The sequence below is a fragment of the Actinomycetospora rhizophila genome (assembly GCF_042657905.1).
Classification (GTDB): domain Bacteria; phylum Actinomycetota; class Actinomycetes; order Mycobacteriales; family Pseudonocardiaceae; genus Actinomycetospora; species Actinomycetospora rhizophila.
Genome location: NZ_JBHSKG010000004.1, coordinates 182925 through 206329, shown reverse-complemented (window position 1 = coordinate 206329; position 23405 = coordinate 182925). Strand labels below are relative to the sequence as shown.

The window sequence follows — 23405 nt, the reverse complement described above, 5'->3', positions numbered from 1 at the left end:
TTCCTGCCCGCCATCCGTTACGTTTGCTTCCGTGTTCGCGCTCGACCGCCTCCGGGCCCTCGACGCCCTGACGCGGCACGGCTCGATCGCCGGCGCGGCGGCGGCCCTGCACCTCACGCCATCGGCGGTCAGCCAGCAGCTCGCGAAGCTCGAGCGGGAGGCCGGCGCCCCGCTGACCGAGCCGGCGGGGCGCGGGCTGCGGCTCACGGCGGCCGGGCGGATGCTCGCCGAGCACGCCGCCGACATCCTCGCCCGCGTCGCCGCCGCCCGGCTCGACCTCGACCGCCTGCGCGACGAGGTGGTCGGCGAGCTGCGCATCGGCGCCATCCAGACCTCGGTGCACGCGCTCGCCCCGCCGACGCTGGCGCGCCTGCGGCTCGCCCACCCCGACCTGCGGGTGGCGCTGGCCGACGGGGAGGCCGAGGAGACGCTGCCCGCGGTGCTCGCCGGCGACCTCGACATCGCGGTCGTCGAGAACTGGGACGGCTCCCCCGCGCCGATCCCGCCCGGCACCTCGCGCGCCCGGCTCTGCGACGACGTCATCGACCTGCTCCTGCCCGCCGAGCACCGCCTGGCCGGGCGGGCGCCGGTGTCGCTGGGCGACGTCGACGACCTCGACTGGGTCGCCGACGGCGTCGACACCCGCGCGGGCGCCTGGCTGCTGCACACCCTGCGCGCCCACGGGCTGGAGCCGCGGGTGACGTGCCAGGTCCGCGGGTTCGGCATGCACGTGGAGCTGGCGGCGGGCGTCGGGGTCGCCGCGCTGGTCCCCCGTCTCGCGCGTCCCCCGCTGCCCGCCGGCGTGGTCGCCGTCGCCACCGACCCGCAGCTGCGCCGCAGCATCGACGCGGTGTGGCGCACCGACCGCGACACCGCGGCCGTGCGCGCGGCCGTCGAGGTGTTCACCGCCGTCGCCGCCGAGCGCGACGCCTCTCAGGCCTCCGGCGCGAGCAGCCGGTCGGCGTCGAAGCAGGTGTGATCGCCCGTGTGGCAGGCGGCACCGGACTGGTCGACGAGGACGAGGACGGCGTCGCCGTCGCAGTCCAGGCGGACCTCGACGACCTTCTGCACGTGGCCCGACGTCGCGCCCTTGATCCACAGCTCGTCGCGGGAGCGGGACCAGTAGGTGCCCTCGCGGGTGGCGAGCGTGCGGGCCAGGGCCTCGTCGGACATCCACGCGACCATGAGGACCTCGTGGGTGTCGTACTGCTGCACGACGGCGCACACCAGGCCGTCGGGACCGCGCTTGAGGCGCGCCGCGATCGACGGATCGAGATCCCAGCTCACCGGATCTCCACCCCGTCGCCGCGCAGCGCGTCCTTGACCTCGCCGATCCGCATGATCCCGAAGTGGAACACGCTCGCCGCGAGCACCGCGTCGGCCCCCGCCGCCACGGCCGGCGGGAAGTGCTCGACCGCGCCCGCGCCGCCGCTCGCGATCACCGGCACGTCGACCAGCGCGCGCACCCTGGTGATCATGTCGAGGTCGAAGCCGGCCTTGGTGCCGTCGGCGTCCATCGAATTGAGCAGGATCTCCCCGACGCCGAGCTCCTGGCCGCGCTGGGCCCACTCGAGCGCGTCGATGCCCGTCCCGCGCCGCCCGCCGTGGGTGGTGACCTCGAAGCCCGACGGCGTCGGCTGCCCGTCGGCGGGGACGCGCCGGGCGTCGACCGACAGGACGATGCACTGCGACCCGTACCGGCGGCTCGCCTCGCCCAGGAACTCCGGGCGGGCGATCGCGGCGGTGTTGATGCCGACCTTGTCCGCCCCGGCGCGCAGCAGCTTGTCGATGTCGTCGTTGGTCCGCACCCCGCCGCCGACCGTGAGCGGGATGAACACCTGCTCGGCGGTGCGCCGGACCACGTCGTACGTGGTCTCGCGCTCGCCCGAGGAGGCGCTCACGTCGAGGAAGGTGAGCTCGTCGGCGCCCTCGGCGTCGTAGAGCCGCGCCATCTCCACCGGGTCGCCGGCGTCGCGCAGGTCGACGAAGTTGACGCCCTTGACCACCCTGCCGGCGTCCACGTCCAGGCAGGGGATCACGCGGACGGCGACACCCATGCCGACCAGCCTAACCGCGGCCGCGACGCGTGATCGCCAGGGCGTCGCGCAGCGTGAAGTTCCCCGCGTAGAGGGCCTTGCCGACGATCGCGCCCTCGACGCCCCGGGGCGCGAGCGCGTCGAGCGTGCGCAGGTCGTCGAGCGACGACACCCCGCCCGAGGCCACCACCGGACGGTCGGTGCGCGCGCAGACGGCCTCGAGCAGCTCGGTGTTCGGGCCGGTCAGGGTGCCGTCGCGCCCGACGTCGGTGACGACGTAGCGCGCGCAGCCCTCGGCGTCGAGGCGGGCGAGCACGCTCCACAGGTCGCCGCCGTCGGACACCCAGCCGCGGGCGGCCAGGCGGTGCCGCCCCTCGGTGATCTTGACGTCGAGCCCGACGGCCACCCGGTCGCCGAACTCCGCGATCGCCTTCGCGCACCACTGCGGGTCCTCGAGGGCGGCGGTACCGATGTTGACCCGCTGGCAGCCGGTGTCCAGCGCGCGCCGCAGCGAGGCGTCGTCGCGGATGCCGCCGGAGAGCTCCACCTTGATGTCGATCTCCTCGACCACGGACGCCAGCAGCGGCGCGTTCGAGCCGCGCCCGAACGCGGCGTCCAGGTCCACGAGGTGCAGCCACTCCGCGCCGTCGGCCGCCCACGCCTGCGCGGCCTCCAGGGGGTCGCCGTAGCCGGTCTCGGTGCCGGCGACGCCCTGGACGAGGCGGACGGCCTGCCCGTCGACGACGTCCACGGCGGGCAGCAGGTCGATGCTCACGGCGGGCGATCGTAACCAGGGGGTGATCAGCCCCCGAGCAGAGCCGCCCGGCGCCGCTCCAGCAGCTCGCGCTCGGCGACCGTACGGACCAGCTCCAGCGCCCGGTCGAGCTCGCCGACGGCCTCGTCCAGGCGCCCGAGCGTCGTCAGCATGTCGGCGCGCACCGCGGGCAGCAGGTGGTAGCCGGCGAGGGCCGGGTCGTCGCGCAGCGGCTCGAGCACCGCGAGCCCGGCCTCCGGCCCGTCGGCCCGCGCCACCGCGACCGCCCGGTTCAGCTCGACCACCGGCGAGGGCGCGAGCCCCGCGAGCTCGGCGTACAGCGCGGCGATCGCGGCCCAGTCGGTGTCGTCGGTCGAGCGGGCCCGCGCGTGGCAGGCGGCGATCGCGGCCTGCAGCGTGTAGCGCCCGCGCGCGCCCGCCTCCTCGGCGCGCGCCAGCGCCGCGAGCCCGCGGCCCAGCAGCACGCGGTCCCACCGGGAGCGGTCCTGGTCGCCGAGCAGCACCGGCTCGCCGTCCGGCCCGACGCGCGCCCGCAGGCGCGAGGCCTGCAGCTCCATGAGCGCCACGAGTCCGTGGACCTCCGGCTCCCGCGGGCTCAGCGCGGCGAGGACGCGTCCGAGGCGCATGGCCTCCACGCACAGCGTCGGGCGCGTCCAGTCGACGCCGGTGGTCGCCGTGTAGCCCTCGTTGAACACGAGGTAGATCACCTCGAGCACCGCGCCGAGCCGGGCGGTCAGCTCGTCGCCGACCGGCACGGCGAGCGCCTCCGGGCCCACCCCCGCGAGTCGCTTCTTGGCCCGCGAGATCCGCTGCCCGATCGTGGGCGACGGGACGAGGAACGCGTAGGCGATCTCGTCGGTGGTCAGGCCGCCGAACAGCCGCAGCGTGAGCGCGACGCGGGACTCGCGGGCCACCGCCGGGTGGCAGGTGGCGAACAGCAGCGCGAGGACGTCGTCGCCGACCGCGGCCGCGCCGTCGCCCACCTCGGCGTCCGCGCCCGGCGCGAGCCCCGACTCCCCCGCCTCGAGGGTCTCTGTCTTGCGCGCGAGCGTCTGCTCGCGGCGGATCAGGTCGATCGCCCGCCGCCGCGCGGTCGACGAGAGCCACGCCGCCGGGTTGTCCGGGACGCCCTGCGCGGGCCACTGCTCCATGGCCGCGACCAGGGCGTCGTGGGCGAGCTCCTCGGCCCGGCCGACGTCGCGCACCAGGCGCGCGACGCCGGCCACGATCCGGGCCGACTCCATCCGCCACACCGTCTCCAGGACGGCGTAGGGATCGCCGTGGGCGGGGGTCGCCGGGGCGGTCACCCCTGCTGCTGAGCCTGACGGGCGCGCAGCTCCTCCTCGGCCTCCAGGACCTCGGGCGGCGCGATGCCCTCGAAGTCCTCGGCCTCGGCGACCTTGCGCACCTCGATACGCTCGCCGGCCCGGAACGGAGCGCGGCGCGCCCAGGACACGGCGTCCTCCAACGAGTCGGTCTTGAGGATCCAGAACCCGCCGACGAGCTCCTTGGCCTCGGCGAACGGTCCGTCGGTGACGGTGGGCTCCTCACCGTCGAACGCGACGAGCGCGCCCTTGGCGCTGGGCAGCAGGCCCTCGCCGGCCTGCAGGACACCGGCGTCGACCATGGCGGTGTTGAACGTCGCCATCTCCTCGAACATCGCGGGGTCCGGCGGCGTCTCGGCCTGGGCGGCCTCGTCGTACTTGAGCAGGAGCATGAAGCGCACGGTGAATCTCCTCGTGAGGGTGTTGTCGGGGGTCAGACCTGCTCGCGCTCGGCCTCGTTCTCGGCGAGGCGCCGGCGCAGGGTGGCCTCGGCGTCGAGCACCTCGGCGGGCGCGACGTCCTCGAGGTCGGACATCTCGGCGATCCGGCGGACCTGCAGCCGCACGCCCGGCCCGATCGGGCAGCGGCGCGCCCACTGCTCGGCCTCCGCGCGGGAGGCGACCTCGAGGATCCAGAAGCCGGCGATGAGCTCCTTGGCCTCGGTGAAGGGACCGTCGGTGACCGTCGGGGCCTCCCCGTCGTGGGTGACGACGAAGCCGTCGGCGCTCGGCGTCAGGCCGTCGGCGGCGAGCAGGACGCCCGCCTCGACGAGGTCGGTGTTGTAGCGGCCCATCGCCTCGAAGACCTCCTCGGCCGGCGGGGCGTCGGGGCCGCCCATCGCCATGGACTCCGGGGCCTCCATGATCAGCATGTAGCGCATCGGGCTCTCCTCGCGGGTCGTCGGCGGGGTCGTCCACCCCGCCGCTCACCCGTGCGTCGAACGGACCGGGCGGTCTTCGACACCGACCCGGGGAGATTTTCTACCGCAGGGCGCCGAGCCAGTTCGAGAGGAGTTCGGCCCCCGCGTCGCCCGACTTCTCGGGGTGGAACTGGGTGGCCGCGAGCGGGCCGTTCTCCACGGCGGCGACGAAGTCCTCGCCGTGGTGGGCCCACGTGACCAGCGCCGGGCGGAAGTGCTCCGGCGCCTCCTGCTCCCAGCGCCGCGCGGCGAAGGAGTGCACGAAGTAGAAGCGGGTGTCGGGCGCCATGCCGGCGAACAGGACGCTGTCGGCCGGCGCGTCCACCGTGTTCCACCCCATGTGGGGCAGCACCGGGGCCTGCAGCTTCTCCACCGTGCCGGGCCACTGGCCCGCGCCCGCCGCCTCCTCGCCGAACTCGACACCGCGCTCGAAGAGCACCTGCATGCCCACGCAGATGCCGAGCACCGGGCGCCCGCCGGCGAGGCGCTGCTCGATGAGCCGCTCGCCGTGCACCGAGCGCAGGCCCGCGGCGCAGGCGGCGAACGCCCCGACGCCCGGGACGACGAGCCCGTCGGCCTCGAGGGCCGCGCGGCCGTCGGCGGTGACCTCCACGTCGGCGCCCACGCGCTCGAGGGCGCGCTCGGCCGAGCGGAGGTTGCCCGACCCGTAGTCGAGGACGACGACCCGTGGGGCGCGGGTGGCCGGGCGCGGGACGGACGGGGCGGGAGAGCTCACGGGATCCAGATTACCGAGCGTCCCGGACCCGGGACCTCGCGCGCCTCGAGCACGAGGAGCCGCCCGGGGCCCGCCGGGTCCGCCCCGTCCGCGTCCCCGACGACGTCGGCGTAGCCGTCGGCGACCAGGCGCTTGAGCGTCCGGTCGTAGCCCTCCGCGATCCAGGACTCCTCGGCGACGGTCGCGACGAGCAGGCCCCCGGGCCGCAGCACGCGGACGAGACCGACGAGCGCGCCGGGGCCGAGGTGGCCGGGCGCGAGCACGCCGGCGCAGGTGACGACGCCGAACTTCGCGGCGGCGCCGGGCGTGACCAGGCGCAGGTCGGCCGGCCCGAGATCGTGGTAGACCCGGCGACGCCGGGCGCGGCGGAGCATGCCCGGCGAGAGGTCGAGCCCGTCGACCGACCGGAAGCCCCGCGCCGCGAGCGCGGCGCCGACGAGACCCGTGCCGCAGCCCGCGTCGAGCACCTCGGTGTCCGGCGGGACCAGCCCGGCGACCCGCTCGGCGACCTCGACGGGGCTCCGGTGCCCCATCAGCGCCGCGACGTCCTCGCCGTCGTAGTCCGGGGCCCACTCGTCGTAGACGCGGCGGGTGACGGACACGTCGGTGCCCGCGTCGAGGAGGGCGAGTCGAGCCGCCGCACCCGTGGCGCCGTCCACCCTGCCTCCCGGTCCGGTTGTGCCCGATCGAGATTACCGATCCGCGCCGTCCCGCGGACCACCCGCGAGACGCTGCTCACGGACCCGACCGGACATCCGCCTCGTCAGGCGGGCAGGAGCCGCAGCACGGCGCCGCCGATTGCGAGCACGGCGAGGACCGCGCAGATGGTGGCGCCGATCTTGTTCCGCGGCCAGAAGCTGACGACCCCGCCGACGAGGAACCCGCCGAGGGCCAGCAGCCCGACGATCAGGAGGTCGTCACCGCTCACGACTCCAGGACACCCTTGGTCGACGCCGGGCCCACGAGGCGCGCGTCGGGCTCGGTGGCCGCGCGCAGGGCGCGGGCGATCGCCTTGTACTCGGCCTCGGTGATGTGGTGGGGGTCGCGCCCGCCGGTGACGCGCACGTGCAGCGCGATGCCGGCGTGGAACGCGATCGACTCGAAGACGTGCCGGTTGAGCACCGTCGGGTAGTTGCCGCCGACCACGAACCCGGCCATCGACTCGGGCTCGCCGGTGTGCACGCAGTACGGACGGCCGGACACGTCGACCACGGCCTGCGCCAGCGCCTCGTCCATCGGGATCCAGGCGTCGCCGAAGCGGCGGATGCCCGACTTGTCGCCGAGGGCCTGCTTGAGCGCCTGGCCCAGCACGATCGCCACGTCCTCGACGGTGTGGTGGGCGTCGATCTCGACGTCGCCGGTGGCCCGGACCACGAGGTCGAGCGCACCGTGCTTGCCCAGCGCGTCGAGCATGTGGTCGAAGAACGGCACCCCGGTGGCGACCTCGGTGCGGCCCGTGCCGTCGAGGTCGATCTCGACGAGCACGCTCGACTCCTTGGTCACGCGCTCCACGCGTCCCGTGCGGCTCACGGGTTCCAGGGTACGGATCGGACGCGTGTCCTACCGCCGCACCACCCGCGCGTGGACCACGCCGGACTCGCCCGGGACCAGGGCGTCGACGCGGTAGCCGGCCGGCAGGTCGTGCAGGCCCTCGAAGAGCCGCTCCCCCGCGCCCGCCAGGATCGGCGCGACGACGAGGTCCAGCTCGTCGACGAGACCCTCGGCCAGGAAGGCCCGGACGGTGGCGACGCCCCCGCCGAGGCGGACGTCCTTCCGCCGGCGGCCTCGGTCGCGCGGGCCAGGACCTCCGTCGGGGTGGCCTCGAGGAAGTGGATGCCGCCGTCCATCGCGAGCGAGGGCCGGGCGTGGTGGGTCAGGACGAACACGTCGTGGTGGTACGGCGGGTCCTCGCCCCACCACCCGCGCCAGCTCTCGTCGGGCCACGCGCCGCGCACGGGTCCGAACATGTTGCGACCCATGATCGTCGCGCCGATGTTCTCCTCCCCGGCGCGGAAGGCGGCGTCGTCGACCCCGGTCCCCCGGCTGTCCCGATGGTCGAGCTCCCCCATCGGCGTGCTCTCCTCGATGCTTCGTCTCCGCGAGAAGCTCGGCATCATCCAGTCGTGCAGGCCCTCGACGCCGTCGCCGAACGGGGCGTCCACCCGCTGGTGCAGGCCCGTGCCGAAGCCGTCGAGGGTGAGGGTGAACGCGTGCACGCGCAGACGGGCCATGGTGTCCTCCGGGCCTCAGTGATAGCATTTCGCAACCGGTACCGCCGAAGCTAGCGTCATGCAGTGGTAAAGTGCAACCACTGTCGGGGGACGCTGCGGAGGTGCCGATGAGGCAGGACGGACGGTCGGGCTGCCCGATCAACCGGGCGGTCGAGGCCCTCGGCGACCACTGGACGCTGCTCGTCCTGCGCGACATCACCTTCGGCGGCCGGCGCCACTTCCGCGAGCTGCTGGCCGGCTCCGAGGAGGGCATCGCGTCGAACATCCTCGCCGACCGGCTGCACCGCCTCGTCGACGACGGGATGCTCACCCGCGACGACCCGGGCCGCGGCCGGCGCGCCACCTACAGCCTCACCGAGTCCTCGATCGCGCTGATCCCCGTGTTCGTCGCGCTCGGCTCCTGGGGCCTGCGCCACCGCGACACCACCGAGGAGCTCGCCGTCCGGGCCCGGCTGCTCGAGGACGGCGGGCCCGCGATGTGGGAGGACTTCATGGCCGAGCTGCGGGTGACCCACCTCGGCGCGCCCGCCCCGGGCCACCCCCGCGAGCCCGTGCTGGAGCGCCTGCGCGCGGCCCGCGAGGCCGCACGTCAGCCCGCCGCCAGCACCTGAGCGCTCACCTCGAGGAACCGGTCGTTCTCCTCGGGCGTGCCGACGGTGACCCGCAGCATGCCGGGGATGCCGACGTCGCGGACGAGCACGCCGGCGTCGAGGTAGGCCTGCCACGCGGCGTGCGCGTCCGCGTGCCGCGCCGGGAAGCCGCCGTAGAGCAGGAAGTTCGCGGTGCTCGGCACGACGTGGGCGCCCAGGTCGGCGAGCGCGGCCGCGATCCGGTCGCGCTCGCGGGACAGGGTGGCGACCAGGGCGAGGGTGTCGTCGGCGTGCTCGAGCGCGGCGAGCGCCGCGGCCTGGGTGAGCGCCGAGAGGTGGTACGGGAGGCGGACGAGCATGAGCGCCTCGATCACCGCCGGCGCCGCCGCGAGGTAGCCGAGCCGCCCGCCGGCGAACGCGAACGCCTTGGACATCGTCCGGCTGACCACCAGCTTGTGGCCGAGGGGCTCGAGCAGCTCGACCGCGCTCGGGCCCGAGGAGAACTCGACGTAGGCCTCGTCGACGACGACCAGCCCGGTGGCCGCCTCGGCGATCGTCCGCAGCTCGTCGAGCTCGATCGACTGGCCGGTGGGGTTGTTCGGCGTGGTCACGAACAGCACGTCGGGCTGCTTCTCGGTGACGACGTCGACGGCCTGGGCGGCGTCGAGGGAGAAGTCGTCGCGGCGCGGGGCGGGCAGCCACTCGGTGCGCGTGCCGGCGGCGAGGATCGGGTGCATCGAGTAGCTCGGCTCGAAGCCCAGCGCGAGGCGCCCGGGCCCGCCGAACGCCTGCAGCAGCTGCTGGAGCACCTCGTTCGAGCCGTTGGCGGCCCACAGGTTCTCGGTCGCGAGCGGCACGCCGGTGGCCCGCGTCAGGTACGCCGCGAGTGCGGTGCGCAGGGCGACGTGGTCGCGGTCGGGGTAGCGGTGCAGGGTCGCGGCCGCCTCGCGCGTCGCGGCGGCCACGCTCGCCACCAGCGCCGGCGGCGGGGGGAACGGGTTCTCGTTGGTGTTGAGCGCGACCGGCACCTCGAGCTGCGGCGCGCCGTAGGGGCTGCGGCCGCGCAGGTCGTCGCGCAGGGGCAGGTCGCCGAGGGCGACCCCGGCGCCGATGACGTCGCTCACGACCGGGGCTCCCGGCGGTCGAACCGGGCGGTGACGGCCTGCCCGTGGGCGGGCAGGTCCTCGGCGTCGGCGAGGGCCACCACGCGGTCGGCCACCTCGGCGAGCGCGTCGGCGCAGTAGTCGACGACGTGGATGCCGCGCAGGAACGTCTGCACCGACAGCCCGCTGGAGTGCCGCGCGCACCCGGCCGTCGGCAGCACGTGGTTGGAGCCCGCGCAGTAGTCGCCGAGCGAGACCGGGCTGTACGGACCGACGAACACCGCGCCGGCGTTGCGCACCCGCGCGGCCACCCCGCGGGCGTCCGCGGTCTGGATCTCCAGGTGCTCGGCGGCGTAGGCGTCGACCACCGCCAGACCGTCGGCCACCGACGACACGAGGATCGTCCCCGACTGCGGGCCCGACAGGGCCGTGGTGATCCGTTCGGTGTGCTTGGTGGTGGCCACCTGGCCAGCGAGCTCGGCGTCGACGGCGTCGGCGAGCTCCGGCGAGGTCGTCACGAGCACCGAGGCGGCCGCCGGGTCGTGCTCGGCCTGGCTGATGAGGTCGGCCGCGACGTGCACCGGGTCGGCGGTGTCGTCGGCGAGGATCGCGATCTCGGTGGTGCCGGCCTCGGAGTCGATGCCGATGCGCCCGCGCAGCACCCGCTTGGCCGCGGTGACGTAGACGTTGCCGGGGCCGGTGACCATGTCGACGGGCTCGAGGACGGCGCCGTCGGTGTCCACTCCCCCGTACGCGAGCAGCGCGACCGCCTGGGCGCCCCCGACCGCCCACACCTCGTCGACGCCGAGCAGCGCCGCCGCCGCGAGGATCAGCGGGTGCGGGCGCCCGCCGAACTCGGCCTGCGGCGGCGAGCAGACGACCAGCCCCTCCACGCCGGCCTCCTGGGCGGGCACCACGTTCATGACGACGCTGGAGGGGTAGACCGCGAGCCCGCCGGGCGCGTACAGCCCGACGCGGGACACCGGCACCCAGCGCTCGGTGACCGTGCCGCCGGGCACCACCTGCGTGGTGGTGTCGGTGCGGCGCTGGTCGGCGTGGACGGTGCGGGCCCGCTCGATCGAGGTCTCCAGCGCGGCGCGGACGTCCGGGTCGACACCGTCGAGCGCCTCGCGCAGCGCGGCCGTCGGCACCCGCACCGACGCCGGGCGCACGCGGTCGAACCGCTCGGCGAACTCCAGGGCCGCCTCCGCGCCGCGCTCCCGGACGGCGTTGATCACCGGCTGCACCCGCTCGACGACCTCGTCGACGTCGACCGCGGCGCGGGGCACGATCGCCCGCAGCTCGGCGGGGGCGGGGACGGCGGCGCGCAGGTCGATCCGGGACAGCACGCGTCCAGGGTAGGCGTCCGGGCAGATCAGCGGCCTTTGTGGGTGACCGAGTAGGAGATCGTCCGCAGCCCCGCGCCCCCGGTCCACGGCTCGAAGCCGGCCTGGACGCTGGTCAGGTACCAGGCCGGCTGCACGACGCCCCGCGCGGTGGCGTCGGCCACGAAGGAGTGCAGGGGCAGGTTGCTCACCGAGGTCGTCCCGACGGTCCGGACGTAGGAGATCACCGGCAGGCCGTCGAGCGTGCCCTGCCAGACGTCCCAGGAGGCGCCGGCGATGGTCACGGTGGGGCCCTTCGTCCCGATGGGCTGCACGCCGGTCGTGTTCAGCCACACCATCAGCTCGGCCCCGGTGTTGCGGCCGGGCTGGTTCGCGTTCGGGTCGAACCAGAGGTCGTAGGCCGTGTTGTAGGTGCTCGCCGGGTCGGTGGGCCCGCTGGTGCTCCAGGACGAGGTCACGGTGCCGAGCTGGTCCACGCGCCGCGGGAACGGGCTCCCGCCCGTGCAGTAGCCGTAGACGCACCCCCGGTAAATCGACGGGTAGCCCGCCGGGCCGGTGGTGTTGACGTGCTCGGCGGGATCGACGACGAAGCCCGAGTCGCCGCGCGCCCCGGAGTTGCTGATGCACTGGAGGGTGTCGGCGCCCCAGACGTTGTTGGCGGCCACGTACACGCCCCCGCCGAGCGGGAACGAGCCGAACTTCTCGCAGGTCCGCACCGGTGTCGGGGCCGGTGCGGCCGCGGCCGAGCCCGCCACCAGCAACGTCGAGGCCAGCAGCACGAGGACGGCACCGATCGTGGCCGCCACGGCCACCACCCGCCCGCGCCCCGTCGTCGTCCCCCGGTCCATCGTGCCCCCCGTCTCCCCGCGACCCCCTGCGGGTCGCCGTCACGGTGGCAGCGACGCCTCCGGACGATCCGTTACGAATCGTGACGAAGAGACGCCGGACGTCGGTGGCCCGTAGCCCGAGCGGCACAGCAGGAGGGGACCGGAAAGCCCGCTGCGTCACGACCCCGGTGTCCGTGCGGTGCGGCGATGGCTGGCCCGTCCGAACACCCACCACCGCATCGCGCCGTACATGAACACCGCCTCGCACAGCCCCGCGCCGAGGCGCGCGAGCTGGTACGGCGCGCCGAGGGCGGTGGCCCCGTGGGTCACGCCGAGCACGATCACGGCGTAGTTGACGGCGATCACCGCGACGTAGCGCCCCACCTGGACGCCGACGGGGCGCTCGGCGTCGAAGTTCAGCCACCGGTTGAGCACGAAGCTCAGCGCGAACGCCGTGCCGTAGGCCACCGTCACGCCGGCCCCCAGCGGCAGGCCCGCGCCGTCGATCAGCAGCGAGAGCAGCAGCAGGTCGACCGCGAAGGTGAAGCCGTTGACGACCGCGAAGCCGACCAGGCTCGGGGCGACGACGCGGCGCAGCGGCCCGGGCAGGACGCCGACGACCGCGGCGCAGGCGCGGCGGAAGCGCGCGCGGGACCGGTCCACGCCCCCATCCCACCGACCCGGGACCCCTGCGCGCAGGGCATCCGACGGCCACGGGATGACCGTCGCGTGAACACCTAGCGCCCGTTGCGGGTGACCGAGAACGACGAGGTCCGCAGCCCGGTGCCGCCGGTCCAGGGCTCGAAGCCCGCCTGGACGCTGGTGAGGAACCAGGTCGGCCTGACCACCCCGGCGCGCACGGCGTCGCGGACGAAGTCCGACAGCGGCAGGTTCGACACCGACGTCACCGGCGTCTTGCGCACGTACGAGATCACCGGGAGGTCGATGCGCCCGAACCAGACCTCCCAGCGGGTGCCGGCCAGCGTGATCTCGTAGTACTTCCGCCCGATCGGCTGGACCCACGAGGTCCGGTTGAGCCACACCATCATCTCGGCGCCGGTGTTCCGCCCGGCCTGGGTGGCGATCGGGTCGAACCAGACGTCGTAGGCGGTGTTGTACTGCTGCGTCCCGGCGCCGGTCGGCCGCGACGTCACCCAGCTCGAGCGCAGGGTGCCGAGGTCGGAGACCCGCCGCGGGAACGGGCTGTCCACCGTGCAGTAGCCGTACACGCAGCCGCGGTAGAGCGACGGGTAGCCCGCGGGCCCGGTGGTGTTGGTGTGCCGCGCCGTGTCGACGGTGAAGCCGACGCCGGTGCTCGCGGCGGTGACGCACTGCTCGGTGCTCGCGCCCCAGCGGTTGTTCTGCACGACGTAGGTCGCGCCGGCGAGCGGGAACGACCCGAACTGCTCGCAGGTGCGCGCGGGTGCGGCGACACCGCTCCCCGAGCCCGTCAGCAGGCCGGTCGCGACGAGCCCGCCGATCAGCGCGCTCGCGAGCCACCTCCGTCGTGTCCCCATCGTCGATCCCCCCGAGAGTCGTCGGCGGATCAACGCGCGGAGGGCGCCGCGGGTGTGTCACCCACTCGGGTCCGTGACCGGCCGGTCACCCACCGAGAGGCCACCGATCTGATCACCGGTCGGTACTGGTGTGACCGGTGGTCGGGTGGGCACTCTGCACCGCGTGAGTGCGAAAGCCGAGATCGGCGTCAGCGGCCTGGCCACGATGGGGCGCAACCTCGCCCGCAACCTCGCCCGTCACGGGCACGTGGTGGCGGTGCACAACCGCTCCGCGCAGCGCACCCGGGACCTGGTGGAGAACTTCTCCGACGAGGGCACCTTCGTCGGGTCCGAGTCGGCGCAGGAGTTCGTCGACGCCCTCGAGCGGCCGCGCCGGATCGTGCTGATGGTGCCGGCCGGGGCGGCGACCGACGCCGTGATCGACGAGTTCACCCCGCTGCTCGAGCAGGGCGACGTCATCATCGACGCCGGCAACGCCCACTTCCTCGACACGCGCCGCCGCGAGAAGGCGCTGTCCGAGAAGGGCCTGAACTTCGTCGGCATGGGCGTCTCGGGCGGCGAGGAGGGCGCGCTCAACGGGCCGTCGATCATGCCCGGCGGACCGAAGGAGGCCTACGACGCGCTCGGTCCGCTGCTCGAGGACATCGCGGCGAAGGTCGACGGCGAGCCCTGCTGCACCCACATCGGCGCCGACGGCGCGGGCCACTTCGTGAAGATGGTCCACAACGGCATCGAGTACGCCGACATGCAGCTCATCGCCGAGGCCTACGACCTGCTGCGCAAGGGCCTCGGGCTCGACCCGGCCGCCATCGCCGACACCTTCCGCCAGTGGAACGCCGGGCGCCTCGACTCCTACCTCATGGAGATCTCCTCCGAGGTCCTCTCCCACGTCGACGCCGACACCGGCAAGCCGTTCGTGGACGTCGTCGCCGACGAGGCCGAGCAGAAGGGCACCGGCCGCTGGACGGTCCAGGGCGCGCTCGAGCTCGGCGTCCCGGTCACCGGCATCGGCGAGGCGGTGTTCTCCCGCTCGCTGTCGGGGCACCGCGACCTGCGCGACGCGGCCCGCGACCTGCCCGGCACGTCCGGCGCGGTGCTCGAGGGCGCCGCCGCCGAGGGCTTCGCCGACGACATCGAGCAGGCGCTCTACGCATCGAAGATCGTCGCGTACGCCCAGGGCTTCAACCAGATCCAGGCCGGCGCCGCCGAGTACGACTGGTCGATCGACCTCGGCGCCGTGGCCTCGATCTGGCGCGGCGGCTGCATCATCCGCGCCCGCTTCCTCGACGAGATCACCGCCGCCTACCGCCGCGACCCCCAGCTGCCCACGCTGCTCACCGACGCGTCGTTCCGCGAGGCCCTCGCCGGCGCGCAGGACGCGTGGCGCCGCGTGGTGTCCGTGGCCGCGCAGCTCGGCATCCCGGCGCCCGGCTTCTCGACGGCGCTGGCGTACTACGACGCGCTGCGCGCGGAGCGCCTGCCGGCGGCCCTGATCCAGGGCCAGCGCGACTTCTTCGGCGCCCACACCTACCGTCGCACCGACCGGCCCGGGACGTTCCACACCCGCTGGGCCGAGGAGGGCCGCCCGCAGGAGGAGCGCTGAGGCTCAGGCCACCGTCGTGATCCTGGCCCGCTGCTTCGCCTCGTAGCGGGACAGGATCTCGCCGATCACACCGATGAGCATCCCCCAGGACGCGACGACGAACAGCCACGTCCCGGCCCGGGTCAGCGTCGGGCTGAGGAAGAACAGGCTGCCGACCACGAAGGCGGCGTTCCCGAACAGGGCGACGCCCATGTGGACCCAGGGGATGTCGTGCGCGTAGCGGCGGATGTGGCGGACGTAGATCAGCAGCAGCATGCGTCGAGGGTGGTCGCGACCGCCGCACCGCGGGTCACCCGCCGGGAATGAACGGGCCGGAGCGGGAACCGGACGAATCACACCCCCGGTGGGAGAACGATCGCCGTCCCGTTCGTTCCCTCCTCATGCCGACGCTCCTCCCCGTGATCAGCGCCGCCGCGCCACCGGCTCCCCCCACCGACTCCGGCCTGGCCGGCTGGGCCGCGGACCTCATGTCCACGCTGGGTGCGCCCGGGGCCGGGCTCATCGTCGCGCTGGAGAACCTGTTCCCGCCGATCCCCAGCGAGATCATCCTGCCGCTGGCGGGGTTCGCGGCCGGTCGCGGCGAGTTCTCGGTGCTGTCGGCGATCATCTGGACCACCGCCGGCTCGGTGGTCGGGGCGGTCGCGCTCTACCTCATCGGCATGCTCGCCTCGGACGCCTGGCTGCGCCGCACGCTGGCGAAGATGCCGCTCGTCCACGAGCGCGACGTCGTCAAGGCCGAGCAGTGGTTCGACCGCAACGGGCGCGCGGCGGTCTTCGTCGGCCGCATGATCCCCGGTGTGCGCTCGTTCGTGTCGATCCCCGCCGGGCAGCGCCGCATGCCGTGGTGGGAGTTCATCGGGCTCACGGCGCTGGGCAGCCTGATCTGGAACAGCGTGTTCGTCGGCGGCGGCTACGCGCTCGGGTCGCGCTGGCACCTCGTCGAGCGGTACGCCGGGTTCTTCCAGACCGTGGTCATCGTGCTGCTCGGCTCGCTGGTGGTGGTCATGCTCGTGCGCCGCTACCGGCGCCACCGCGAGGTCAAGAAGATGGAGGCGCCGACGCAGGTCATCGAGCGCCCGACGTTCTGGTGACCGACCCCGCCGAGCCGCTACGGTCGCCGGGGGATCGAGCGACGGTGGGGCCGGCATGGACGTCGCGGTGGTGGGTGGCAGCGCGGGAGGGCTCTGCGCGGCGCTGGTGCTGGCGCGCCGCGGGCACCGCGTCACGGTGCTCGAGCGCGAGGACCTGACGCCCGCGCCGGACCTCGAGACCGCCGCCGCCCGGGCCCTGCGCCCGACCGCCCCGCAGATCGTCCAGCCTCACGTCCTGCTCGCGGGCACCCGGCTGCTGCTCGAGCGGCTGCTGCCCGACGTGCTCGCGTCCCTGCGCGCGGCCGGGGCCCGGGAGGCACCGCTCGAGTCCCAGATGGCGGCCACCCTGGAGGACCGCTCCCCCCGCCCGGGCGACGACGAGCTCCGCCCGATCATGTGCCGGCGCGCCGCCCTCGACTGGGTCCTCGGACGCGCCGCGGCCGTCGAGCCGGGGGTCACGGTGCGGCCCGGCGTCACCGTGACGGGGCTCCTGGCGCAGGGCGCCGATCCGCCCCTCGTGCGGGGCGTGCGGACCAGTGCGGGTGACGTGCCGGCCGACCTCGTCGTCGACGCCGCGGGCCGCCGGTCCGCGATCGACCGGTGGCTCGACGGCATCGGCGCCCGCCGCAGCGCCGTCGAGTCGGCGCCGTGCGGGCTCGCCTACCTCGGCCGCCAGTACCGGATGCGCGACGGCGCCGCGCTGCCCGGGCCGGAGACCGCCCGCGTCGTCATGGGCCTCGACGAGTTCACCCTCGGCATCTGGGCCGGCGACAACCGCACCGCCCAGATCGCGCTCGCCCCGCTCGCCGCCGACCGGCGGTTCCGCACCGCCCGCGATCCGGGCGTCTTCGAGGCGACCCTGCGCACGGTCCCCTACTACGCCGCCTGGCTCGACGCCCTCGAGCCGATCTCCGAGGTCGCGGTGATGGGCGGGTTGCACAACACCCTCCGGCGTCTCGTGGTGGACGGGCGCCCCGTCGCCCTCGGGCTCCTCGCCGTCGGCGACGCCGTGTGCACCACGAACCCGACCTTCGGGCGCGGGATCGGCGTCGCGCTGCGCACGGTCGCCGACCTCGCCGAGGTCCTCGCGGCGCACCCCGACGACCCGGAGGCGGCGGCCCTCGCGATGGACCGCGCGGTCGTCGAGCACGTCCGGCCGTGGTTCGCCGACCAGGCCGTGTCCGACGCGGCCCGGCTCGCGGCCCTGCGCCACACCGTCCTCGGCGAGCCGGCGCCGGACCCGCCGCCGCCCCGGGCCGAGCGCGTGAGCTTCACCGAGCTGCGCCGGGCCGCGCTGGTCGACCCGCTCGCGTTCCGGGCGGTCGTGCGGATCATGGGCATGATCGGCGACGCGGAGAAGCTCTACACCGACCCGGAGATCGTCGCCGCCACCCGCGCGGCGCTCGCCCGCGTCCCCGCGGCCGTGCCGCAGCCCACGCGCGCGGAGCTCGAGGGAGCGCTCAGGCCAGCCCCTGCTTCGAGCGGTTCCGGGCCTTGTGCCGCTCCTGCGCGTCCAGGATGACCTTGCGGATGCGCACCGCGCCGGGCGTGACCTCGACGCACTCGTCCTCGGAGCAGAACTCCAGCGACTGCTCGAGGGACAGGATGCGCGGCGGCGTGAGGCGCTCGAGGACGTCCTGCGAGGACTGACGCATGTTGGTCAGCTTCTTCTCGCGGACGATGTTGACCTCCATGTCCTCCGAGCGGGAGTTCTCACCGACGACCATGCCCGCGTACACCGGGGTGGTCGGCCCGACGAAGAGGTCGCCGCGGTCGGCGAGCAGGCCGACGGCGTGGCCGGTGACCGCGCCGGCGCGGTCGGCGATCAGCGAGCCCGAGATGCGGGCGCGCAGCTCGCCGACCCAGGGGCCGTAGCCGTCGAAGAGCTGGTTGGCGATGCCGGTGCCGCGGGTCTCGGTGAGGAACTCGGTGCGGAAGCCGATGAGCCCGCGCGAGGGCACCCGGAACTCCATGCGGACCTGGCCGGACGCCGAGTGCGCCATCTCGAGCATCTCGCCCTTGCGGGCGGCGAGGAGCTGGGTGACCGCCCCGAGGTGCTCGTCGGGCACGTCGACCGAGAGGCGCTCGAACGGCTCGTGGACCCTGCCGTCGACGACCCGGGTGACGACCTCGGGCTTGCCGACGGTGAGCTCGAAGCCCTCCCGGCGCATCTGCTCGACGAGGATCGCCAGCGCGAGCTCGCCGCGGCCCTGGACCTCCCAGGCGTCGGGGCGCTCGGTGGGCAGCACGCGCATCGACACGTTGCCGACCAGCTCCGCGTCCAGCCGGTTCTTCACGAGGCGCGCGGTGAGCTTGGTGCCCGGCTTGGGGTCGCGCCCGGCCAGCGGCGAGGTGTTGATGCCGATGGTCATGGCGATCGCCGGCTCGTCGACCGTGATCCGCGGCAGCGGGCGGGGGTCCTCGGGGTCGGCGAGGGTGTCGCCGATCGTGACCTCGGCGATGCCGGCCACCGCGACGATGTCACCGGCGTCGGCGTACTCGGTGGACACGCGCTCGAGGGCCTCGGTGCGCAGCAGCTCGGTGACCTTGACGCGGGTCACCGACCCGTCGGCGCGGCACCAGCCGACCTGCTGGCCGCGCCGGATGCGCCCGGAGCGCACGCGGCACAGCGCGATGCGGCCGAGGTACGACGACGCGTCGAGGTTGGTGACGTGGGCCTGCAGGACGCCGTTCGGGTCGTCGGACGGGGCCGGGACCTGGGCCATCAGCGTGTCGAACAGCGGCTGGAGGTCCGGCGAGTCCGGCACGGTGCCGTCGGCGGGCCGCTCGGTCGAGGCCTTGCCGGCGCGGGCGCTGGCGTAGATCACCGGCAGGTCGAGCAGGCCGGCGACGACGTCGTCGTCCAGGTCGAGGTCGGTGGCCAGCTCGAGCAGCAGCTCGAGGGACTCGTCGACGACCTCGGCGCACCGGGCGTCGGCGCGGTCGGTCTTGTTCACCACCAGGATCACCGGCAGGTGGGCCGCGAGCGCCTTGCGCAGCACGAAGCGCGTCTGGGGCAGCGGGCCCTCGCTGGCGTCCACGAGCAGCACCACGCCGTCGACCATCGACAGGCCGCGCTCGACCTCGCCGCCGAAGTCGGCGTGACCGGGCGTGTCGATCACGTTGATCGTCGTGCCGTCGCGGTGGATCGCCGTGTTCTTGGCGAGGATCGTGATGCCCTTCTCGCGCTCCAGGTCGCCCGAGTCCATGACCCGGTCGACCAGTTCGGCGCGCGCGGCGAAGGCGCCCGACTGGCGCAGCATGGCGTCGACGAGCGTCGTCTTGCCGTGGTCGACGTGCGCGACGATCGCGACGTTGCGCAGGTCGGAGCGTCCCCCTGGATCGTCAGAGGCGGACTCGGAACGCTCGGGGGCGGTGACGGACACGCAGGAACTCCAGCCGGAAGGATCGGGGGCAGCCCTTCCAGGTTACGGGGCGTGATCCCGCCCACCGCCGCCGACCGGGGTGTCCCCCACCACGTCGGCCGCGACGAGCTCCCCGATGCGCGGCGCGAGCTTGGCCAGGTTGTCGCCCCAGACGACGTGCACGGCCCCCGCGCGGGCCCGGTGCACCCCGTCCCCGGCGCCGCGCATCGGGGTGCACCGCAGCTCGGCGACCGGGGTCGGGTCGAGGTGGGGCAGGAGGCGGCGGACGTGGTCGACGACGGCCGCGCGGGAGCGCCGGGCCACCTCGTCCGCGCCCAGCTCCCAGGCCGTGTCGGCGTCGGGCAGGTGCCCGCCGACCGCCCAGTGCCCGGCGCGCGTGCGGTGCTGGTAGGTGCTGGCGAGGTCGCCGTCACCGCGGGCGTCGAGGTGGCAGGGCTGGTCGGCGGGGCCGGTGAAGGTGAAGCGGGCGTGGTGCTCGAGCGCGGCGGGGACGTCGATGCCCAGCGGGGCCACCAGCGCCGGGGTCCCGGCGCCCGCGGCGACGACCACGGCGTCGGCGTGCTCGGTGCCGGCGTCGGTGTGGACGGCGCCGTCCGCGTCGACGGCCCGGACCCCGGCCCTCTCGGGGTGCACCGCGGCGGTGAGGAACGCCCCGGCGCCGACGAGGTCGAGCACGCCGCCGGCCGGGTCGTGCAGGACACCGTCGACCACCCGGTGGATCGCCCCCGCCGCCGTCATCGCCGCCGACCACGCGGGCACCCGGGGCCCGCTGACCTTCGCGCGCTCACCGCCGACGAGCGTGCGGCCCGCGGTCATCGACCAGTCGTCCCACAGCTCCGAGGCGCGCCGGGCCTCGGCGACGAGCCCGGGGTCGCCGTGCGCGACACGGAAGATGCGCGTGTCGCCCGCCGACCGCGCGCCCATCGGCTCACCGACGTCGAGGCAGCGCACCGTCGCCCCCGCCCGGATCAGCCGGTACGCCGTCGCCAGCCCGACGATGCCCGCGCCGACCACCGTGACCCGCATGGAGTTCAGGGTCGCACCCCGAGCCCGGCGGCCGTCGCGAGGCCGACCATCGAGGTCATGAGGATCGTCGTGTGGGTTCTGGTGGGCATCGGTGCGCTCGTCGTCATCGGGGGCGTCGTCTGGCCGCTCGTGCAGTGGCTCGTCGGGGCGCTGATCTGGCTCGTGCCGGTGGCGCTCGTCGTCGGCGGCGGGATCTGGCTGGCCCGTCGCGGCCGCGCCGAGAAGAAGGTCGAGGGCGCGCCCGGCGCGCCGCAGCAGCTGTCCTGACGTCAGCCCTGCCGGGCGCGGGGTGACCTCGGCGCGAAGACGCCGTCGATCGCGAAGGCCGGCAGGACCGCCTTGGACAGCGGCGCCGACACCTCGGCGAGGCGGGCGACCCCGTCGGCGCCGAGCCTGCGCCAGGGCCCGAGGGACATCCGCGTGGTGTGGTCCTCGATCTCCTCGCGCAGCGCCTGGCCCTGCGGGGTGAGCGAGTCGCCGTCCATGAGGCCGCGCTCGGCGAGGCTCGTCTTGGCGTCGGCCCACTGCTCGGGCGACCACCCGCGGCTCTGCTGGGCGAAGGCGACCGTGAAGCCCGTGCCGGTGGCGACGTGGGTGACCAGCGCCTCGATGCCGGAGAGCCCGGCCGAGGTCAGCGCGTGCAGGTGGGCGTCCCCGCGGTGCTCTCGCAGCAGCGTCACCGCGTGCCACAGCACGAGGTACGGCTCCTCGGGCCAGGGCAGGTCGGCGTGGCCGGCGTAGAGCGGGCGGTCCTCGGGGGTCGCGCCCTCGCAGGCCCGGCGGACCAGGGTCGCCGCCTCGTCCACGGCCGCGGACGACACCGCGTCGCCGAGGAAGCGGCGCAGCGCGCGGTCGGCGGCGCGCAGGCGGGCGTTGACGATGTCGCCGGGCGACGCCGACGACCACACCCCGGGCACCGTGCGGGCGACCAGCGCCGGGTTGAAGTTGAAGAACGTCGCCGCGACCAGCCCGGGCCCGACGGCGCCCATCGGGGCGGCGCGCTGCGCGAAGTACTGGTCGCGGGGGCGGACGCCGATCTCCTTGAGCTCCTCGCCCACCTCGGGGACGAAGTAGATCATCGAGTGGAGGGGCTCGAGACGCTTCGCGAGGGTGGCGGCAGCCGACTCGTCCGGGTTGAGGGCGATCACGGGGACCACCGTCTCACGCGGATCACCGCGGCACCCGGGGCACACTGGGGGTCATGGCGTCCTGGCCCGAGCGGGCTCCGCTCGGCGGGCTGGCCCCGCGCCGGCGCGCCTTCGTGCTCGCCCTGCTCGCGCTCGCGGCCGTCGTCGCCGTGCTCGTCGGCCTCGGCGTGGCCCGCGAGTACCGCGTGCCGCCGCCCGCCGACCCCGACGTCCCCGGCGCGGTCGTCCTCGTCCCGGGCTACGGCGGCAACCGCGCGGCGTTCATCGGGCTCACCGAGCGGCTGCGCGCCGAGGGCCGGCGGGCGGTGATCGTCGAGCTGCCGTCGGGCGGCACCGGCGACCTCGTGGCCCAGGGCGCGACCATCGACGACACCGTGCGCGGGCTGCTCGACGACGGCGCCCCGTCCGTCGACGTCGTCGGCTACTCGGCCGGTGGGGTCGCGACCCGCGTGTACCTCGACCGCGGCCGCACCGCGCCCGCCGTCCGGCGCGTCGTGACGCTCGGGTCGCCGCTGCAGGGCGCCGAGCTCGCGGCCGCCGGGGGCGCGCTCGTCCCCGGGGCCTGCCCGCGCGCCTGCCAGCAGCTCGCCCCCGGCAGCGCGCTGCTCTCCGACATCGCGACGGCGCCCCCGGGCCTGCCGTGGCTCTCGCTGTGGACCGCCGACGACGAGACCGTCACGCCGCCCGAGTCCGCCGAGCTGCCCGGCACCGACGCGGTCCGGCTGCAGGACGTGTGCTCGGACGCGAGCGTCGCCCACTCCCGGCTGCCGAGCGACCCGCTCGCCGTCGGGCTGGTCCTCCAGGGCCTCGGGACCGGTCCCCTGCCGACCGCCGACCCCGACCAGTGCGACGCGCTGCGCTCGGAAGGGGCGCCCCGGGCGTCCTGAGCGCCTAGGTTGCCCGACGTGCCCGCGTACTGGATCAACACGTTCACGGCCGTCCGCGACGAGGGGAAGCTCGCCGCCTACGTCGAGCTCGCGGGCCCCGCGATGCTCGCGGGCGGCGGGCGGTTCCTGGCGCGTGGCGCCCCGGCCGCCGTGCTCGAGGGCGGCGAGGTCCCGCGGATCAGCCTCATCGAGTTCCCCGACGTGGACGCCGCCGTCGCCGCCTACCACTCGCCGGCCTACCAGCGGGCGCTGGAGGCGCTGGGCGACGGCGCCACCCGCGAGATCCGGGTGGTCGACGGGGTGGGCTGACCCCGCCCGTGTCAGCCCGTCGCGTCGCGGACGTCCGTGCCGTGCTCGGCGAACGCCCTGAAGTCCTGCATGTGCTGTCGCGACTGCTTGCGGAAGACACCGCGCAGGACGGGCGCGAGCAGCCGCATCGGCACGCTGCCGAACCGGTACTCGTTCTCGCTCGCCCAGAGCGTCCTCTCCGGCCCGGCGTCGGTCAGCCGGTCGCGGGTGGCGCTCCACATGCCCTCGGCGACGATCTCCCTCTCGAAGTGGACGACGGTGTCGCGCGGGATCCCGTGCAGGTCCGCCGGCTCGCGGCGCGTGATGGTCTCGGTGCCCTCCATCTCCTGCCCACCGCTGCGCAGCACGACGCGCGAGCGGGTGCCGACCTGCCCGTGCACCCCGTCCAGCGGCTCGTGCACCACCAGGCCGCGCAGCCACATCGGCAGGTGCGCGGGGTCGGCGAGCAGGTGCACCACCTGCTCCCGCGGCAGGGCGAGCTCGATCGAGACGGTGTACTTCATCGCGAGGTGCTCCCGGTCGGCGCGGTGGAGGGACGCCCGCACCTTAT

General features: G+C 74.9%; 29 protein-coding genes. 8 read left to right on the top strand and 21 right to left on the bottom strand.

Features of this window, described 5'->3' with window-relative positions:
* Positions 1–31: 31 nt before the first annotated feature.
* Entirely contained in the window at positions 32–979 is a 948-nt protein-coding gene (locus ACFPK1_RS10390) for a LysR family transcriptional regulator (RefSeq protein ID WP_378020841.1), read from the top strand.
* Here ACFPK1_RS10390 and hisI read toward each other — a convergent pair.
* From hisI to ACFPK1_RS10335, 11 genes are all read right to left on the bottom strand, one after another.
* Entirely contained in the window at positions 934–1287 is a 354-nt protein-coding gene (hisI, locus tag ACFPK1_RS10385) for a phosphoribosyl-AMP cyclohydrolase (RefSeq protein WP_378020840.1), read from the bottom strand. The two genes, ACFPK1_RS10390 and hisI, sit on opposite strands and share 46 nt — an antisense overlap.
* Positions 1284–2057 carry an imidazole glycerol phosphate synthase subunit HisF gene (gene hisF / locus ACFPK1_RS10380; RefSeq protein ID WP_378020839.1) on the bottom strand — a complete coding sequence of 258 codons (774 nt, stop codon included), beginning with the start codon at positions 2055–2057 and terminating at the stop codon, positions 1284–1286. Before hisF ends, hisI begins: the two co-directional genes overlap by 4 nt.
* A 10-nt stretch (positions 2058–2067) precedes the next feature.
* Positions 2068–2811 carry a bifunctional 1-(5-phosphoribosyl)-5-((5-phosphoribosylamino)methylideneamino)imidazole-4-carboxamide isomerase/phosphoribosylanthranilate isomerase PriA gene (gene priA, locus ACFPK1_RS10375; RefSeq protein ID WP_378020838.1) on the bottom strand — a complete coding sequence of 248 codons (744 nt, stop codon included), beginning with the start codon at positions 2809–2811 and terminating at the stop codon, positions 2068–2070.
* A 26-nt stretch (positions 2812–2837) separates the two neighbouring features.
* Positions 2838–4055 (bottom strand): RNA polymerase sigma factor, encoded by a 1218-nt coding sequence (locus tag ACFPK1_RS10370; RefSeq protein ID WP_378021009.1) that lies wholly within the window; start codon positions 4053–4055, stop codon positions 2838–2840.
* A gap of 59 nt (positions 4056–4114) precedes the next feature.
* Positions 4115–4528: a YciI family protein gene (locus tag ACFPK1_RS10365; protein ID WP_378021008.1), complete on the bottom strand. Its 414-nt coding sequence runs from the start codon at positions 4526–4528 to the stop codon at positions 4115–4117.
* Positions 4529–4569: 41 nt separating this feature from the next.
* A complete protein-coding gene (locus ACFPK1_RS10360) occupies positions 4570–5016 on the bottom strand; it encodes a YciI family protein (RefSeq protein WP_378020837.1) in 447 nt (148 codons plus the stop codon).
* Positions 5017–5116: 100 nt separating this feature from the next.
* Positions 5117–5791, bottom strand: a complete 675-nt coding sequence (gene hisH, locus ACFPK1_RS10355; protein ID WP_378020836.1) for an imidazole glycerol phosphate synthase subunit HisH — start codon at positions 5789–5791, stop codon at positions 5117–5119.
* Complete coding sequence (locus ACFPK1_RS10350) at positions 5788–6450, bottom strand: class I SAM-dependent DNA methyltransferase (protein ID WP_378020835.1); 663 nt, start codon at positions 6448–6450, stop codon at positions 5788–5790. Before ACFPK1_RS10350 ends, hisH begins: the two co-directional genes overlap by 4 nt.
* A gap of 104 nt (positions 6451–6554) precedes the next feature.
* Entirely contained in the window at positions 6555–6719 is a 165-nt protein-coding gene (locus tag ACFPK1_RS10345) for a hypothetical protein (RefSeq protein WP_378020834.1), read from the bottom strand.
* The gene (gene hisB, locus ACFPK1_RS10340) at positions 6716–7321 is read right to left on the bottom strand and encodes an imidazoleglycerol-phosphate dehydratase HisB (protein WP_378020833.1); all 606 of its coding nucleotides are present in this window, start codon (positions 7319–7321) and stop codon (positions 6716–6718) included. Before hisB ends, ACFPK1_RS10345 begins: the two co-directional genes overlap by 4 nt.
* Positions 7322–7351: 30 nt before the next feature.
* Entirely contained in the window at positions 7352–8050 is a 699-nt protein-coding gene (locus ACFPK1_RS10335) for a dihydrofolate reductase family protein (protein ID WP_378020832.1), read from the bottom strand.
* A 79-nt stretch (positions 8051–8129) separates the two neighbouring features.
* Here ACFPK1_RS10335 and ACFPK1_RS10330 point away from each other — a divergent pair, with 79 nt between their 5' ends.
* On the top strand, positions 8130–8633 hold the full coding sequence (locus ACFPK1_RS10330; RefSeq protein ID WP_378020831.1) for a winged helix-turn-helix transcriptional regulator: 504 nt from the start codon (positions 8130–8132) through the stop codon (positions 8631–8633).
* Here ACFPK1_RS10330 and ACFPK1_RS10325 read toward each other — a convergent pair.
* The 5 genes from ACFPK1_RS10325 to ACFPK1_RS10305 all read right to left on the bottom strand — a co-directional run bounded on the left by ACFPK1_RS10325 (position 8612) and on the right by ACFPK1_RS10305 (position 13405).
* Entirely contained in the window at positions 8612–9736 is a 1125-nt protein-coding gene (locus ACFPK1_RS10325) for a histidinol-phosphate transaminase (protein WP_378020830.1), read from the bottom strand. The two genes, ACFPK1_RS10330 and ACFPK1_RS10325, sit on opposite strands and share 22 nt — an antisense overlap.
* Positions 9733–11064, bottom strand: coding sequence for a histidinol dehydrogenase (gene hisD, locus ACFPK1_RS10320; protein WP_378020829.1), 1332 nt, complete (start codon positions 11062–11064; stop codon positions 9733–9735). Before hisD ends, ACFPK1_RS10325 begins: the two co-directional genes overlap by 4 nt.
* A 26-nt stretch (positions 11065–11090) precedes the next feature.
* Positions 11091–11909 carry a GH12 family glycosyl hydrolase domain-containing protein gene (locus ACFPK1_RS10315; RefSeq protein ID WP_378020828.1) on the bottom strand — a complete coding sequence of 273 codons (819 nt, stop codon included), beginning with the start codon at positions 11907–11909 and terminating at the stop codon, positions 11091–11093.
* 156 nt (positions 11910–12065) lie between these two features.
* Positions 12066–12551 (bottom strand): GtrA family protein, encoded by a 486-nt coding sequence (locus tag ACFPK1_RS10310; protein WP_378020827.1) that lies wholly within the window; start codon positions 12549–12551, stop codon positions 12066–12068.
* Between the two features lie 74 nt (positions 12552–12625).
* The gene (locus tag ACFPK1_RS10305; protein ID WP_378020826.1) at positions 12626–13405 is read right to left on the bottom strand and encodes a GH12 family glycosyl hydrolase domain-containing protein; all 780 of its coding nucleotides are present in this window, start codon (positions 13403–13405) and stop codon (positions 12626–12628) included.
* A gap of 163 nt (positions 13406–13568) precedes the next feature.
* On the opposite strand from ACFPK1_RS10305, the gene gndA reads away from it, so the two are divergent.
* Entirely contained in the window at positions 13569–15008 is a 1440-nt protein-coding gene (gndA, locus tag ACFPK1_RS10300) for an NADP-dependent phosphogluconate dehydrogenase (protein WP_378020825.1), read from the top strand.
* Positions 15009–15011: 3 nt separating this feature from the next.
* Here gndA and ACFPK1_RS10295 read toward each other — a convergent pair whose 3' ends face one another.
* Positions 15012–15263 carry a YrhK family protein gene (locus tag ACFPK1_RS10295; RefSeq protein ID WP_378020824.1) on the bottom strand — a complete coding sequence of 84 codons (252 nt, stop codon included), beginning with the start codon at positions 15261–15263 and terminating at the stop codon, positions 15012–15014.
* A 143-nt stretch (positions 15264–15406) separates the two neighbouring features.
* Between ACFPK1_RS10295 and ACFPK1_RS10290 the strand changes: the two genes are divergently transcribed.
* Both ACFPK1_RS10290 and ACFPK1_RS10285 read left to right on the top strand, forming a co-directional pair.
* Positions 15407–16099, top strand: a complete 693-nt coding sequence (locus ACFPK1_RS10290) for a DedA family protein (protein WP_378020823.1) — start codon at positions 15407–15409, stop codon at positions 16097–16099.
* 55 nt (positions 16100–16154) lie between these two features.
* On the top strand, positions 16155–17621 hold the full coding sequence (locus ACFPK1_RS10285) for an NAD(P)/FAD-dependent oxidoreductase (RefSeq protein ID WP_378020822.1): 1467 nt from the start codon (positions 16155–16157) through the stop codon (positions 17619–17621).
* On the opposite strand, the gene typA is transcribed toward ACFPK1_RS10285, so the two are convergent.
* Positions 17560–19485, bottom strand: coding sequence for a translational GTPase TypA (gene typA, locus ACFPK1_RS10280; protein WP_378020821.1), 1926 nt, complete (start codon positions 19483–19485; stop codon positions 17560–17562). The genes ACFPK1_RS10285 and typA overlap by 62 nt on opposite strands.
* 42 nt (positions 19486–19527) lie before the next feature.
* Positions 19528–20511 carry an FAD-dependent oxidoreductase gene (locus ACFPK1_RS10275; RefSeq protein ID WP_378020820.1) on the bottom strand — a complete coding sequence of 328 codons (984 nt, stop codon included), beginning with the start codon at positions 20509–20511 and terminating at the stop codon, positions 19528–19530.
* Positions 20512–20568: 57 nt separating this feature from the next.
* Between ACFPK1_RS10275 and ACFPK1_RS10270 the strand changes: the two genes are divergently transcribed.
* Positions 20569–20778, top strand: a complete 210-nt coding sequence (locus tag ACFPK1_RS10270; protein WP_378020819.1) for a hypothetical protein — start codon at positions 20569–20571, stop codon at positions 20776–20778.
* 2 nt (positions 20779–20780) lie between these two features.
* Here the strand turns inward: ACFPK1_RS10270 and ACFPK1_RS10265 are convergent, their stop codons facing one another.
* The gene (locus ACFPK1_RS10265) at positions 20781–21656 is read right to left on the bottom strand and encodes an SCO6745 family protein (RefSeq protein ID WP_417281742.1); all 876 of its coding nucleotides are present in this window, start codon (positions 21654–21656) and stop codon (positions 20781–20783) included.
* Positions 21657–21712: 56 nt separating this feature from the next.
* Here ACFPK1_RS10265 and ACFPK1_RS10260 point away from each other — a divergent pair, with 56 nt between their 5' ends.
* Both ACFPK1_RS10260 and ACFPK1_RS10255 read left to right on the top strand, forming a co-directional pair.
* A complete protein-coding gene (locus ACFPK1_RS10260; RefSeq protein WP_378020817.1) occupies positions 21713–22546 on the top strand; it encodes an esterase/lipase family protein in 834 nt (277 codons plus the stop codon).
* An 18-nt stretch (positions 22547–22564) separates the two neighbouring features.
* Complete coding sequence (locus ACFPK1_RS10255; protein WP_378020816.1) at positions 22565–22855, top strand: DUF1330 domain-containing protein; 291 nt, start codon at positions 22565–22567, stop codon at positions 22853–22855.
* A gap of 11 nt (positions 22856–22866) precedes the next feature.
* Here the strand turns inward: ACFPK1_RS10255 and ACFPK1_RS10250 are convergent, their stop codons facing one another.
* Entirely contained in the window at positions 22867–23400 is a 534-nt protein-coding gene (locus ACFPK1_RS10250) for an SRPBCC family protein (RefSeq protein ID WP_378020815.1), read from the bottom strand.
* Positions 23401–23405: the final 5 nt, after the last annotated feature.

Excerpts from the sequence above, each read along its gene's own strand:
- hisF (WP_378020839.1), bottom strand. The coding sequence starts at position 2,057 with ATGGGTGTCGCCGTCCGCGTGATCCCCTGCCTGGACGTGGACGCCGGC.
- ACFPK1_RS10370 (WP_378021009.1), bottom strand. The coding sequence starts at position 4,055 with ATGGAGTCGGCCCGGATCGTGGCCGGCGTCGCGCGCCTGGTGCGCGAC.
- ACFPK1_RS10365 (WP_378021008.1), bottom strand. The coding sequence starts at position 4,528 with ATGCTCCTGCTCAAGTACGACGAGGCCGCCCAGGCCGAGACGCCGCCG.
- ACFPK1_RS10360 (WP_378020837.1), bottom strand. The coding sequence starts at position 5,016 with ATGCGCTACATGCTGATCATGGAGGCCCCGGAGTCCATGGCGATGGGC.
- ACFPK1_RS10335 (WP_378020832.1), bottom strand. The coding sequence starts at position 8,050 with ATGCTATCACTGAGGCCCGGAGGACACCATGGCCCGTCTGCGCGTGCA.
- ACFPK1_RS10330 (WP_378020831.1), top strand. The coding sequence starts at position 8,130 with ATGAGGCAGGACGGACGGTCGGGCTGCCCGATCAACCGGGCGGTCGAG.
- ACFPK1_RS10315 (WP_378020828.1), bottom strand. The coding sequence starts at position 11,909 with ATGGACCGGGGGACGACGACGGGGCGCGGGCGGGTGGTGGCCGTGGCG.
- ACFPK1_RS10305 (WP_378020826.1), bottom strand. The coding sequence starts at position 13,405 with ATGGGGACACGACGGAGGTGGCTCGCGAGCGCGCTGATCGGCGGGCTC.
- ACFPK1_RS10295 (WP_378020824.1), bottom strand. The coding sequence starts at position 15,263 with ATGCTGCTGCTGATCTACGTCCGCCACATCCGCCGCTACGCGCACGAC.
- ACFPK1_RS10285 (WP_378020822.1), top strand. The coding sequence starts at position 16,155 with ATGGACGTCGCGGTGGTGGGTGGCAGCGCGGGAGGGCTCTGCGCGGCG.
- ACFPK1_RS10275 (WP_378020820.1), bottom strand. The coding sequence starts at position 20,511 with ATGCGGGTCACGGTGGTCGGCGCGGGCATCGTCGGGCTGGCGACGGCG.
- ACFPK1_RS10270 (WP_378020819.1), top strand. The coding sequence starts at position 20,569 with ATGAGGATCGTCGTGTGGGTTCTGGTGGGCATCGGTGCGCTCGTCGTC.
- ACFPK1_RS10260 (WP_378020817.1), top strand. The coding sequence starts at position 21,713 with ATGGCGTCCTGGCCCGAGCGGGCTCCGCTCGGCGGGCTGGCCCCGCGC.